This is a genomic window from Mycobacterium sp. JS623, assembly GCF_000328565.1.
GTDB lineage: Bacteria > Actinomycetota > Actinomycetes > Mycobacteriales > Mycobacteriaceae > Mycobacterium.
In genome coordinates this window covers 17661-31018 of record NC_019957.1, presented here as the reverse complement: position 1 = coordinate 31018, position 13358 = coordinate 17661, and the positions used below count along the sequence as shown (strand labels likewise).

The following is a 13358-nucleotide window of genomic DNA, read 5'->3' as shown; positions in this document are numbered from 1 at the left end:
GCTGTCAACAGCCAAGTAACACAGTGGCTCACGATCAGCCACTCGGTAACCACTAGGACAACCCCCGCGGCGACCATGCCTGCCTGAATCTTCCGCATCTCCACCGTCCCGGCTTATCTGGCGCGGCTGGTTTCACTCCGTAGCCGCAGACGACTCGATTTGTCTTGCCAGATAAGCAAGTTCGGGATACTTGATCTCGTTATCGGTCTCATCGAGGTTCCACAGCAGCAGCATCTCCATCAGGCGTGCCAAATCGTGATAGGAGCGCGCATGCGCGGAGGCGGGCATATCACCGTGCATCCGGCCGGGACGCAGCGCCGCACCCGTGCCCACCGCCTCCAGCATCGCCGACTGGAGGTTCACCCAACGGTCGGGCGGCACCCGCACGCCCTTTCCGAGCAGGTCGACGACTTCTCGAACCACTGGTGGCACAACGAAGTCCAGGAGTTCGCCCGCCCGGCGCATCGTGGTATCGGCCGCGGTCAGCGTCGTGCGCCACGCCTCGGACTGATCGGGGCGGCGGCCGTCTCCCAAGCCGATCAGCCGCGTGTACTCGGCGTGGTCGAGGGTTTCCAGCCGATGCAGATGCTCGCTGTCGAGGGCCATCGCGGGGGCGTCGTCGCGGATGGCCCCGGCCGAGTTGACCGAACACTCGGCGAAATGCGGTACCCCGGCTTCGCGGGCCGGTACCGACGATCCACCGTGGTCAGTCGAAACGGCCAGCGCCCATAATCCAACGTTCGGATTGTTGGTCGTCACCAACTCCGCGAACGCAACCATGGTCTCTGCCGGATTGGCCCAACTGAACCAGCGCGAGGCAAACTGCGGACCCAATGTCGGATCAGAGAACAACATTCGGGCCGCGCGCGGCACGAAGACACCCTGCGGGATGTAGCCGGTGCCTTCGCTGCTCACGATGATCGTTTCGACCCCCGAGCGGGTGCGGAACATCCCGACGCACCAGTCCAGAAACAGGTACAGCCGCGAGGCCTGCAGCAGCTGATACACGATCTGTTCGGCCGAGTCGAGCAGCGGATCGGGAAGTGAGGAGCGAATACCCTCGGTCGCGGCACCGGCAGAGGCCCCGACACCGGACCCGACCACACCCGGTGGAAGGGGGGCGACGGGAGCCGACGACGACGAAACACCGCTAGCGGCGGGGCTTCCACTAGGGCCGCCGGCCGCTGAGCTGACAGCGCCCGAAGATGCTGGCGCGCTTGGGATGTCGGACCCGAACGGCGGTAGCGGCCCGACCGGACCGGCGGGAACGCCGGCTCCGCTGGGGCTGGTCGGAGGCGATGGTGCCGACACCGGGGCCGGCGGCTCGGTCAGGCCAGGAGCACCAGAAGCCGCTGACACCGGCGCGGGTCCGGAAGCGAATCCACCACTGGGTGCACCGCCACCCGCTGTGGGCGGTGGGCTTTGAACCGGTGGCATCAGCGGAGCCGCCGGACCGCCCGAGGCCCCAAACCCTGCATTGAAACCGCGAGAAAGTTCCGCCGCTGGTGTTGCAGGCGGCGCCATGCCGCCGGCGGCGTTGGTCGGCAGGCCTTCCGACATCGGCGACGTCAAACCCTGCGTGGGCATACCGCCGCTCATACCGCTTGGCGCGGAAGGCAGCGGCATGCCGCCACGGGATGGACTGCTGACCGGTGCAGCGGATGCGCTGGGTCCGCCCCGCATCGGAGGCAACCCCCTAGGAGTGGGTGGCGAATACAGGCCCACGTTCTGCAGATGGTTGGTCGATGGGGGCGTTTCGGCATCACCGGTCGCGGATGCTTCGTGGCCACCGACTTGACTAGTGGCGCCAGCAGGACGATTGCCGTTGCCGCTCTTGCCGACTGGCTCGTCACCCTTCACGCCTTTGGGCTGCCCCGACAGAGCATCACTCTGCTGTGATGTGGAGTGAGGCGGGTCCGCCACGGAATCGTCACTCTTCGGCGGCGGTGCGACCGGCATTCCACCAGGACCGCGTCCGCCGCCCATACCGCGACCGTCGTTCACGAGCTGACGAAGCTGAGGGTCGACTTGATGACTTGTGCCCGGCTGCTGTGAATCCGCGCCCGGGGCGGCCTTGCCTGAGTTTGAATGTGCGCCAAGGCCTGCCACTCTAGGTGCCAGGCTCTCCATCGCCCCAGTCGCGGTCGCAGATTTGGTCATAGCCTCGACTCGCGCCGTCGCTAACACCTGCTCGATCTGCGGCCAGATCAGGAGGGATTGGCCAAGCCCGTGCGGTTGCTGCTCGAGGCTGGCGATTTCCTCATGAGCCTTCTGATCGATTTCATCCAGGTCGGCACGCAGGCCATAGAGCAGCCGTCCCCCTTCCTCGGACGTGCGAGCCATCGCGAAATACCTGTCGGCCTGCTCGGTGCATGTGGCGGCGAAGTCGTAGCACCAGTTGCAAAACCCATCGACAAACTGCCCGGACTGCTCGTTTGCGACTTGCCTCGCATCGTTTCGGATTGAATCGGCTGCCTGAAGTCGCTTGACACCTTCGCTGTGTTGAATTTCCGAAGCGGCGTGGAATGTTTCGGCATCAGTCAGCGGCCAGAGGCCCCCGACGATCATCGCCGAGTATTTGCGCGTTGGCATGCCCGCTGGGGCGGTCGCCGCTACCACTTGACGCCGAGCTTCCAGCAGACAGAGACGGGTCCCTCGTATGCGGTCATGCTGTCCGACCAGGCTTCGTCATCAGTCGGTTTTGACGGTCCCGGCTCGATATTACGAACCAGCAAGATCCGATCGTCGATATACCGCTGCAGCGTGCGCTTCAAGAATGGGTCGGCATCCGGATGTGCATCCAGCGCGTCCTGTATCCGACGCGCCCAATCTTCGGTATCCGAACGGTATTTCGGTAATGCCGCATCTCGTGCGGGCGTACCTGGCTCACCGCTCTCAGTCCAGTTGTTCGATGTGCGGTCATAGTCGGCCATTAGTGGCGCGATGGCAGTGCAGAGGGCGTGGTCAGCCGTGGACGTGTCCTGCCCGGCAGCGGTCCTGGTTGGCGACGCAATCGACGTTGCAGGTGCAGAACCTGAACTCGGCCGGAACAGGCCGATGATTCCCACCACCAGTGCGGCCACCGCGATTACCGCGGCCACCAGCGCCAACCACGAAAACCGAGGCCGCTGTGGCGGACCGCCGACTGTCTGTTGAGGAGGCGATGCCCACGACTGTTGCGGCGGGCTCATTCCACCGCCCTGCTGAGGGTGCATTTACCCAGCGTAAGTCATCAAGCGGAGAGGTCTCTGCGGCAATATTCGCTGTTCCCGGTGGGTGGCCGGACCGCCGGCAGCTGGTCCTGAAAACGATCTCATGCGCCGATTCGAACCTGGCTCGCAAGTAGCTATCGACGCATTATGGGGGTCAACACATATCCCCGGGCGCGGTTGAGTCGCTGCCCTCCTAGAATCCCTTGGAGCCCAACACGATCGGATACCAAACATGATCCAGACGCTTCACGCCTGCTCTCGGTCCGGTTAGTTGCCAAGCAGGCCGACGAATTCACGTGTTCCAGCTGCTTTCTCGTGCAGCACCGCAGCCGGCTGGCCCGACAAATTGGCGGCAGGCTCGTCTGCGCCGATTGCGTCTGACGACAGCATCGCCCGGCAGGCTACGCAGCGTCGCGAGCGATCTTGGCCGCAGGGCGCCGCGGAGGGATCGGCGTTGAGGGCCACCGCCGCGACCCAGACCATAGTGCCGGCGGCGCGTCGAGCTTGCGCGCCAGCGCCAGGGCCGCGGCATCGTAGTTGGCGCGCCAACCCCGAAAGTGCGGCCAGGCTTCGGCGTCGGTGACCTCGACCGGATAACCGAGCGCACGCAGCATCGCCGTCGCCGAACAGAACTCGTCGTAGGACACCGAGATCGGCTGGTCTGGGTCCGGGTCATCAGGCACCGGCAGGCGCATCGTGCGCGCGATCTCGTCGAGAGCGACGAAACCCATCCGCAGCGCCAGGCGCGCGGCGAGCTTCGGTTCGGTCGTCGGCGCCAGCGACAGGTGAAGCGCAGCGGCGTCGAGCACGGCGATCAGCGAGGTCAGCCAATGCGACATAGGCCGCGGCGAGCGGAACCGCGCCAACGTCAGATAGGTGGTGTGAGATTCGGCGACCTCGGCGGCCCAACGCTCCCAGCCGACGAACAACTCCGTCAGCACCGACCCGGTGTCGGCGTTTTCGATGCCCCACCGGGTGCGGGCCAAGATTTCCGCACCCCATGCGGGCACGCCGGCGCGTGAGCCCAGCAGGCTGACTTCGGTCTCGCGTCGATTGAAGGCGGCATACAGCGCGGGCAGATAGCCGACCTGCAAGCCGATCACGATCAGTCCGGTGAACGCCGCCAGATACTCCAGTGTCGTGCTGCCGCTGCCCGTCGGTGCGGCATAACCGAGGGTGAACACCGACGAGCCGGCATCCGAAAAGGCTTGCCCCAAGCGGCCTTCCAGGCTTGGCAGCAAAAGCAGCGCAAAACCGACGACGAGCAGCCCCAGCCAGGTCGCAAGCCGGATCATCAGCGACAGCGGCGACTGCCAGGCCAGGATGCGGTCGCGGCGCTCGAAGGAGCTCACGAGGCGGGCCAGTTGGACAAAGACCCCATCCAGGACCAAGTCGATGGTGACCGAGATCCGGGAGTTGATGCTGCGCGGCACCACCAGGGTGCCTACCACGCTGCCCAACGTCCCCGAGACGACGAAGAGCCCCAAGGCGAACCCTATCCACTCACCGACCATCCCTGCATTTAAGCGAGGCCGCTCGCGTGCCGCGCAGCCCGGTGCCGGCGCCAGTTACCTCCGGCGTCAGTGACGAAGCCCGGCGCGGTCCAATGTCGTTTTCTTGGGGCACAACCGGGATCTACCGGTATCTCAGTTCGGCGCTGGCGGCCAGCGGCCGGCGTTGACCACGGCCGCTCGGCGGGCAAGGATCACGCGGAGGACCGCAGGAGGAGCCGTGATCGGTGTCATCGTCACCTTCCAGTACCAGGATTCGTTCGACCGCGCACGGGTGATCGGCATCGCCGACAACGCCCGAGCGACGTTCGTGGGCATGCCTCATCTGCGCTTCAAGTTCTTAAGCTTCGATGAAGCCGCGCGGCGGGCGAGTAACTTCTACATCTGGGATTCCAAAGACGCTGCACAGCAGTTCTTTTCCGAGGAGCTGCGGCAGACGGTGACCGAGCTGTACGGCGTCGCACCGACGATCGAGTACGTGGAGATCGCGCAGATCGTCGACAACGCCGGGCCCATCAAACTGGGATAGTGCGGCGCCGGTTAGCCGGGTTGGGAGCCGGCGGGTTCGCGACGCCGCATCCCGGCGACGGCGCGGGCCATCCCCCGGGTGCGCAGGCGTCGCGGCAGCATGAGCAGGGCGGCGGAGAGGATCTTGGCTGACGCGCCGGGCACTACCGAGCGACGTCCCAGCGCCCCAACGGCGGATTCGGCGACACTGCGCGGAGTCGCAGCGCCGTCCATGGCTAGCCCGGCGCGTGCGCCGAAGCCGCTGTTGACCGGCCCGGGCAGCACGCACAGTACATCGATTCCCGCAGGTGCGAATTCGGCGTTCAGCCCCTCGGCGAACGTCGCCACGTAGGCCTTGTTATCGTTTAATCCATTCGAGCCATCAGCACCGTTGCCGCTTTCACCCCGGTGGCGCCTGTGTTCCCCATCCCGTCACCGTGGCCGATGCAGTTCTCGGATCGTACTGCGGCCCGAAACTTTCTACTGGTCCAAAGTGGAACAGCTGGATAGCCGTTTAGTCTTCTCAGCGCCGCGCACGCGGATCTCCTCAACGAGATCGTGGCCTCTGTTCGACTCTGCACGTGCCTATTCGGTCGGCTAGCGACTCCGTATCACTTCCCGGATGCCCCGAAGGACATGTCGATCATCAGTCACGAGGTGACCCAGAATCTCGGCAGCTCACCGCCTCACCCAGGTCGTGCGGTCGCCGTGGCTCGGGAACCCTTGGCGGTCAATGCTTGTCTGTCCCCAGTGACTACCGCACACGCCAGGACTTTGGTAGTCAGTCCCCGGCCACGGCGACCTGATTCATCATAACGCCCCGATTTTTCACTTTCGTTAATTCACTTACCCATTTCGGCTATCGGGATCTGTAGGAGTGGCCAGGGATTCGGCTCCGTCACTAAGACGGTCGTTTCACCGCCCGTCGCATTTTGAGCGATCGTCCACACTTGTGGATCCGGCGGTTGCTAGTTCGCCGCCGACCGACGTCGCATAAATCTGTCAACCAATGTCGCTCTACCGCCCGATCCCATGTGCACCTGAGCGGTCCATGACCTGCGCCACACCAGCTTTGCTCACGCTGACCGCCTGACCTAGCCACGTTACGGTGAATCATGGCGCAAGCCCGGGTCCAGGTTCCTTACACCGCGATCGCCAAGCCGCGGGCCTCGGCACCCGAGTCCTACCCGCCACGAAAACCGTTCCTAAAGAAACGTTGCCGGTCGTCGATACCCCGGGCATCGAACTGGTCGCCGGAGGCCGCCGAAACGGGGGCAGAGCGCCTGGTCATCGTCACTTCCAAGGGTAAGGACGGTGTCGTCGCCCACTTCATCGAAGACCTCGTCCTCGAGGGCATGCTCGAAGCTCGCGGCAAGCACCTGATGCTCGAAAAGGTGCGTCGTGCACCGGCGCTCATCAAAGTCGAGTCCGTTGTCCAGGCCGAACCGCTGGGTCTGGGCCACGCGGTGAACTGCGTCGAGCCAACACTGCTACCCGATGAAAGCGCCGTCGCCATACTGCTACCCGACGACCTGGTGCTTCCGACGGGCGTATTGGAGACGATGTCGAAGGTGCGTGCCAAGCGTGGAGGTTCGGTCCTGTGTGCCATCGAGGTGGCGCGCGAACAGATCAGCGCCTACGGCGTATTCGATGTCGAGAGCGTGCCCGACGCCGTCAACCCGAACGTGCGACCGGTGAAGGGCATGGTCGAGAAGCCCAACGCAGATGATGCGCCGTCGTTGTACGCGGCGGCTGCCCGATATGTGTTGGACCGCGCGATCTTTGACGCTTTGCGTCGAGTCTCCCGCGGTGCGGGCGGTGAGATTCAGCTGACGGATCCGATCGCATTGCTAATCGACGAAGGCCATCCGGTCCACGTCGTAGTGTCACCGTGGCTCACGGCATCACGTGGGCGACCCGGGCGGCTATCTCAAGGCGGCGCTGGACTTCGCGCTGCAGCGCGACGACTACGGACCCGAGCTTCGACAGTGGCTGCTCGAGCGACTGGCCCTGACTGACGGCTAGGACTGCGGCGCCTGCGTCATGGCCGACACGTGTCGTACAAAGGTGTAAACCCGCCCAGCCGCCGGGTGCGCGGTGCCCGACGCCAGTTGCCGCGATAATCGGCTGCAGCCCCGACTTCGTTCTTAGCCCCGGCTTCGCTCTTGACTCCGGGAACCCTGTGCGCGGACGACCAGAGATCGCCGCGTTGCGCTTCTTCGCGATAGGCGCTCTGCGGTGACCGGATTAGGCCGCTTCTGCCGGATCTGCGCTTTTGACCTGCAGACATCCAATGCGGGCGTACAGTGTGGCGGTGCCTGACAACACGTGTATATGCGGCCACGACCGGGCAGCGCACGAACACCACCGCAAAGGATCCGACTGCGCGCGCTGCGTGCCGGGGCAATGCCCCCGATATCGCCGTGCGACCATGCTGCGTCGCCTGTTCGGACGAGGCACCACGGGCGTTGTTGTACAGGACCCAGACAGACAGCAGCGCAAGGCCGAGCCGCCGCCCAGTGAGTCCAGCGGTCCGTCACGTGTCTCCATTGCCAACCGAGGCGCCAGGCGCCATGCGTCACTCGGGGTTGCTACGCCGCTACCGCACGCGACCTGATTAATAACGGGTGCGCGCAGTCGACACGCCGGAAACCGCCGGTGCCGGCGTCCCCACAAGCGAATTAGGCTTCGGCACGTATTGCCGTGAACTTCAACATCCCGGCCGCCGTCGCGGCGGGTGCTCCGCAGCGAGTGTCTGGACGGCTGGCGTCAAAGCAAGCCAATCTCACGCCGGCCAGTGCCAACGCTCGGGGCCGGGTCCGTGGCGATCGTATGCGTCAACGGCCCAGCGCAGCAAAGGTCCAATTCTGAAGGGACGCAGTCGCCCAGACTAGTGTTGCTGCTGCCACCATGGGGCCGACTGCGAGCGATCCCCGGACCGCATGCAACCATCGAATGGTGCAGATTGCCGCCGCAAATTAGGCACAGACGGCACGGCTGTAGAACAGGCGCTGACCGCGGCTGTAGAAGTGTGATCGATCCGTTCCGGCCGCGGCAGCAAGGCGGTGTAGGCGTCGCCCACTCCGGTCGAAACGAGCACCCCAACCCACATGATCACTGCCAGGACTGCTGTCATGACACCAAGATTTTCAGGCGGGAACATCTTCGCCGACAAGACCCCAAAACGCGAGTCCCAGTACAACGTTGGCGACCGACGAGGTGGCCAACGAACCTGCAACGGGGTGAGGCGCTCCTCGCCAAAACCTGGATGTCCGTGTGATGATCAGTTGGCCCAGAGACAGGATGCTAGCGATGGCCGATGTCGTTCCAGTAGTTCATCCCGCCTTCTAGGTGTAGCTGGACAAGACGTTGGTAGCAGGCGTGTCGGCTTGATGTGAAGAGAACCCCCGGGTGGGGTGTGGCTTGTCGAAGGCCCATCACCGTCCGGAGGTTCTCGTGTCCCACCGTAATGCCCGCACGACTTTTCATGGCCGCCTCCTGATGGTGCGTCGGTATCAAGCGGGCTGGGCCAAAGCTCATATCGCCACCGCCATGGGGGTGTCACGCAAGAGCGTGCACACCTGGATTAACCGGTTCGAAGCCGAGGGAGAGGCTGGTCTGTCAGACCGTTCTTCGAGGCCGCATTCCATGCCCACTCGCACACCGCGTGCACTGGAAAGCCAGATCGTGGCTTGGCGCCGCCGTCAGCGATGTGGCCCTGATGAGATCGCCGCGAAGCTAGGAGTCAGTGCCCGCACAGTTTCGCGGGTATTGCGTCGACGTGGGGTCGCTTACTTGCGGGATTGCGACCCGATGACCGGCGAGCTGATCCGTGCGTCGAAGGCCACCGCAGTGCGTTACGAGAGAAAACATCCGGGCGAGTTGGTCCACATGGATGTCAAAAAGCTAGGGCGCATCCCTGACGGCGGCGGTTGGCGTGCACTCGGCAGAAACAAGGTTGCACGACCCCCCAAGGCAGGCAGGGGATTTGACTACGTGCACTCACTCGTCGACGACCACTCCAGGCTGGCATACTCCGAGATCCTGCTCGATGAGAAAGGCCCGACTTGTGCGGCATTTCTGCGTCGCGCCGCCGCCTATTTCCACGACCACGGCATCATCCGTATCGAGCGGATCATGGCCGACAACGCGTGGGCCTACCGCTACTCGCTGCGCCAAGTCTGCGCCGATCTGGGCGCCAAACAGATATTCATCAGACCCCACTGCCCCTGGCAGAACGGAAAGGTGGAACGCCTCAACCGCACCCTGCAAACCGAGTGGGCCTACCGCCAGGTCTTCGCCAGTAACAACGCAGCCCTTGCACCCTGGATCGAGAACTACAACACTCAACGACGCCACAGCGCACTCGGCGGCCTCCCACCGATAAGCCGACTGCTACCAACCTGATGGCTCGGTACACCTAGGCGGCCGGTTCAGGACCGCCGAAGACGACCGGTTGTTCGACCGTCAGCGGCCGGACTGCCGCCAGCGGCCTGTCGGCCCGTTCGGACGATGTCACCTGTCGGGTATAGGCGAATTCCTGCCGGATCGTTTTCAGCACCCGCAGCCCGTCCTTTACGGCGTTGAGATTGCTCACACCGTAGATGCGGCTGGCCTCGTAACTGCACACCTCGGCGATCTTCAACCGGTTGGCAGCGACACGGACATTGATGAGCGTCTCGATCTCGAATCCGTCACCCCACTGCGGTTCCGTTGCCGCGACGTCTGGCAACCGGATCACGTCAATGCAGTGGCGCCATAATGCGTTGTATCCGTAACACAAATCGGTGTACTTGGTCGCGAACAGCATGTTGACAAGTGCGTTCAATCCCCAGTTCCCAAGCCGCCGCAGGAAGGTGATGTCCGCGCTGCCCCCGCCCTGGATGAATCGGGATCCCTTCGCGAAATCCGCCCCAGAGATCAGTGCAGAGACGAAGCGTGGGATCTCTCTCGGATCCGTACTGCAGTCGGCGTCGATCAGTACGATGATGTCACTCGAGGATGCAAGTATCCCGCAAGCCAACGCATTACCTTTGCCCTTACGGGTTTGGCTGACATGAACTGCGTCCGGCCACAACTCGCGGGCGACCTCCGCAGTGTCGTCGACCGACGCCCCGTTGACGAAAACGATCTCATCGACGTCGTTCGGCATGCATGCCGCGACGTGAGGAAGGTTCCGTGCCTCGTTCAGCGCCGGAATCACGACCGACACCGTTGGACGCGTGGCGGTGTGCGTCACGCCCTCCCAAATACTTACCAGCTTCGCCATCTTGCTTGGCTCATTCCATGTTTCGTACGGACTCATTAGGTTAAGCGCTTGTAAAAATGGAAACCTTCGACGTTGGAAGTCCAATGAACTGCTCGCGAGTGGCATTCCTCGATGCTGTGGATCTGAGCTAAGACATGCCGCGTGCCAGTGCATCCGGCGAGCTCAGCTGTTTTCGCGAGCACCCCCCGGGGTGCGCAACCCCCTATGCGCGACCGCTCCAATCGATTCGAGATTTCTTACACCAGTGTTGAATTCGCCTTAGATTCGCATAAGGGTAGCTGGCGCGCAACCCCTGGCTCTTGCGTGACCGGTGGTACCACCCCCCGGGACTAAGGCCGTCCGACATACCTCACACGTGGAATCGCAGACGCTATCCCCGCTGGTTAATCCGCTCGCGCCAGTTCTATCTCGGTTGCGCGCGACACATAGGCTTTTCCTCCATCGGCCAAACTCTCGGGCCCGTCATTGTCGCGTGGGTAAATTTGCTAGCTGCCGCGCGCAGGTATCGGCTCGTTCAACATGTTGAAGGTCGAGCTCCTGAATTGGAAACTGCTGTGCTGCAGGTAATGTAGTCGGGAAGCGATGTGCGAGTGCAGGGAAGTACAGCAAGTCCAGTAGCTTGCCAGTCATCACACATTGTTCTTTGATGCGATGCATTGACATCGTGAAAACACGAGATCACCGTGCGTCCCGACGTCTGCCTCGAGTTGCCGGATAGTCGACGGGCGACTTCGCGCAGCTGGCCACTGCTACTGCCGTTCAACAGGATTAACATGGATGGTCCGGCTGTCAGGGCCATCCGGCCGCGTACTGACGTGGGTCGGATTCTGCTGCTGCCCAACCGCCGGGCAGGCGAGAGAGCGGCTCTCGTGAGACTGTCTTGCACTCTACGCCAAACGCCTCGGCGCTTTTATTACATTTCAGCACAATATGTTTGAGGTGGTGCACAGAGGTGCGAGCAGTAGTTCACGAGGATGGTTCCCGCCGTAAAGTGTTCGACGTCGAGCTTGAATCCCGTCGTGTGGCGGACCGCAGCCAGCATGCCAGCCCGACCAGAGGCGGGCGAAGTGATCTCGAGGCATCCACTTCCAGTTCAACAGAACGCACGCGTACCGCAAGGTCCAGTGATTTCAACCACACTGTGCCACAGCTGGATCACGCCGCTGTTCGTCCCGAGGGCAATGGCGCTTCTTCGGGGGCAACAGACAGGATGAGAACGAGGCCGTCGAGTTCACCACTTCAGCCGTAGGAGGGACCGGTGGCGCGCCGCGGACCTGTCACCGGGTTCGACGAAGTGATCATGCCCACACGGAACGCGTGGCGCGACCGATGTCCAAGCCTGCGCTGGCGCGCCGACATGCGATTACAGCAGGGGCCCCCGCGACAGGTCAGCAAGCTGAGACCTGCGACCATGCCACCGTGTTCGGCCTCGCCGCCCAGTCGTGCCCCAAGCGGAGAATGCGGCGTCGTGTGGACCGGTATCGACAGCAGGCGCAGGGCGACAACCGCTTTCATCATCCGATGGGGTCCGCACGAGAAATGACCAAGCGGCCTTCACGAACTGACGATGCGGTCTTGGCCTGTCGCTATGGTCGCCCTGGCAAAACGCGGTAGACCAACATTTCGACTCGGCGAACCGGTCCGGGCATGCGGCGAACTGGTACCTCTCGCGACGGCGCCTGTCTTCCTATGAGTCGCCGTTGTCGCGTGCAGTGATCAATATGGTCTCGTAGGCCACCAAGAGGAGGACGTGGGCGCGGTATGGGTACCAGTTCCGAGGGGATTGCGCACGCCGTCGACGCGGTGGTGTTGGTGGGGGGTAAGGGCACCCGGTTGCGCCCATTGACACTGTCGGCGCCCAAGCCGATGCTGCCCACAGCCGGCTTACCGTTCTTGACCCATCTGCTGTCGCGAATCGCCGAAGCCGGTGTCGAACATGTCATCTTGGGTACCGCGTACAAGGCTGAGGTGTTCGAGTCGGAGCTCGGGGACGGCTCCAAACTGGGGCTAGAGATCGAATATGTCCATGAGGACACGCCGCTGGGCACCGGTGGTGGCATCGCCAACGTGGCAACCAAGTTGCGCCACGATACAGCGCTCGTGTTCAACGGCGACATCCTCTCCGCTGCGGATCTGGGACAGCTGCTGGTATCTCATCGCGCGCACGACGCCGACGTGACAATGCATCTTGTACGGGTAAGCGATCCCCGGCCGTTTGGTTGTGTGCCCACCGATGCCGAGGGCCGCGTAACAGCATTCCTGGAGAAAACGCAAGATCCGCCGACCGACCAAATCAATGCCGGCTGTTACGTATTCGCACGCGACGTCATCGAGAAGTTACCTCGCGGACGAGAGCTGTCGGTCGAGCGCGAAGTATTCCCACAACTACTCACCGATGGGTACAAGGTCTGTGGCTACGTCGACGCGACGTACTGGCGCGACATGGGGACGCCGGAGGATTTCATCCGCGGATCGGCCGACCTGGTCCGCGGCATCGCTCCGTCGCCCGCCCTTGGCGGAAGAACTGGTGAGGCAATCCTCCATGACGGGTCGTCAGTCGCTCCGGGTGCGGTGCTTGTCGGCGGCACCGTCGTCGGTCGTGGTGCCGAGATCGGCCCCGGCGTGCGCCTCGATGGTGCGGTCATCTTCGATGGCGCGCGAGTGGAGGCAGGCACCGTCATTGAACGTTCGATCATCGGGTTCGGTGCACACGTCGGTCCACGAGCGGTGATCCGCGACGGAGTCATCGGCGACGGGGCCCACATCGGGGCCCGCTGCGAACTACTCCGCGGCGCTCGCGTCTGGCCGGGAGTTCTTCTCCCCGAACACGGAATCCGCTATTCCAGTGACGTGTAACGC

General features: G+C 63.4%; 9 protein-coding genes and 2 pseudogenes. 6 read left to right on the top strand and 5 right to left on the bottom strand.

Annotated features, from left to right (window positions below; translation table 11 throughout):
* Positions 1-132: 132 nt before the first annotated feature.
* On the bottom strand, positions 133-1626 hold the full coding sequence (locus tag MYCSM_RS37455) for a methyl-accepting chemotaxis sensory transducer (protein ID WP_157681557.1): 1494 nt from the start codon (positions 1624-1626) through the stop codon (positions 133-135).
* A 603-nt stretch (positions 1627-2229) separates the two neighbouring features.
* Here MYCSM_RS37455 and MYCSM_RS37450 point away from each other — a divergent pair.
* The gene (locus tag MYCSM_RS37450) at positions 2230-2466 is read left to right on the top strand and encodes a hypothetical protein (RefSeq protein WP_157681556.1); all 237 of its coding nucleotides are present in this window, start codon (positions 2230-2232) and stop codon (positions 2464-2466) included.
* Between the two features lie 146 nt (positions 2467-2612).
* Here the strand turns inward: MYCSM_RS37450 and MYCSM_RS38570 are convergent, their stop codons facing one another.
* The gene (locus MYCSM_RS38570; RefSeq protein ID WP_442928552.1) at positions 2613-3101 is read right to left on the bottom strand and encodes a hypothetical protein; all 489 of its coding nucleotides are present in this window, start codon (positions 3099-3101) and stop codon (positions 2613-2615) included.
* A gap of 366 nt (positions 3102-3467) precedes the next feature.
* On the opposite strand from MYCSM_RS38570, the pseudogene MYCSM_RS38565 reads away from it, so the two are divergent.
* A pseudogene (locus MYCSM_RS38565) lies at positions 3468-3593 on the top strand (DUF4193 family protein); the annotation flags it as partial.
* Between the two features lie 20 nt (positions 3594-3613).
* Here the strand turns inward: MYCSM_RS38565 and MYCSM_RS31510 are convergent.
* The gene (locus MYCSM_RS31510; RefSeq protein ID WP_015297569.1) at positions 3614-4726 is read right to left on the bottom strand and encodes a hypothetical protein; all 1113 of its coding nucleotides are present in this window, start codon (positions 4724-4726) and stop codon (positions 3614-3616) included.
* A 217-nt stretch (positions 4727-4943) separates the two neighbouring features.
* On the opposite strand from MYCSM_RS31510, the gene MYCSM_RS31505 reads away from it, so the two are divergent.
* Positions 4944-5252, top strand: coding sequence for a hypothetical protein (locus tag MYCSM_RS31505; RefSeq protein WP_015297568.1), 309 nt, complete (start codon positions 4944-4946; stop codon positions 5250-5252).
* An 11-nt stretch (positions 5253-5263) separates the two neighbouring features.
* On the opposite strand, the gene MYCSM_RS31500 is transcribed toward MYCSM_RS31505, so the two are convergent.
* Positions 5264-5578: a hypothetical protein gene (locus tag MYCSM_RS31500; protein WP_051073973.1), complete on the bottom strand. Its 315-nt coding sequence runs from the start codon at positions 5576-5578 to the stop codon at positions 5264-5266.
* Between the two features lie 767 nt (positions 5579-6345).
* Here MYCSM_RS31500 and MYCSM_RS31495 point away from each other — a divergent pair.
* A pseudogene (locus tag MYCSM_RS31495) lies at positions 6346-7255 on the top strand (UTP--glucose-1-phosphate uridylyltransferase).
* Between the two features lie 1431 nt (positions 7256-8686).
* On the top strand, positions 8687-9637 hold the full coding sequence (locus MYCSM_RS31490) for an IS481 family transposase (protein ID WP_083906445.1): 951 nt from the start codon (positions 8687-8689) through the stop codon (positions 9635-9637).
* 13 nt (positions 9638-9650) lie between these two features.
* Here the strand turns inward: MYCSM_RS31490 and MYCSM_RS31485 are convergent, their stop codons facing one another.
* Positions 9651-10499, bottom strand: a complete 849-nt coding sequence (locus MYCSM_RS31485) for a glycosyltransferase family 2 protein (RefSeq protein WP_015297566.1) — start codon at positions 10497-10499, stop codon at positions 9651-9653.
* 1761 nt (positions 10500-12260) lie between these two features.
* Between MYCSM_RS31485 and MYCSM_RS31480 the strand changes: the two genes are divergently transcribed.
* On the top strand, positions 12261-13355 hold the full coding sequence (locus MYCSM_RS31480) for a sugar phosphate nucleotidyltransferase (RefSeq protein WP_015297565.1): 1095 nt from the start codon (positions 12261-12263) through the stop codon (positions 13353-13355).
* The last annotated feature ends 3 nt before the right edge of the window (positions 13356-13358 follow it).

Bases quoted from the DNA above. Each gene is read 5' to 3' on its own strand.
- MYCSM_RS31480 (WP_015297565.1), top strand. From the start codon at position 12,261: ATGGGTACCAGTTCCGAGGGGATTGCGCACGCCGTCGACGCGGTGGTG.
- MYCSM_RS31510 (WP_015297569.1), bottom strand. From the start codon at position 4,726: ATGGTCGGTGAGTGGATAGGGTTCGCCTTGGGGCTCTTCGTCGTCTCG.
- MYCSM_RS37455 (WP_157681557.1), bottom strand. From the start codon at position 1,626: ATGCCGCTGCCTTCCGCGCCAAGCGGTATGAGCGGCGGTATGCCCACG.
- MYCSM_RS31485 (WP_015297566.1), bottom strand. From the start codon at position 10,499: ATGGCGAAGCTGGTAAGTATTTGGGAGGGCGTGACGCACACCGCCACG.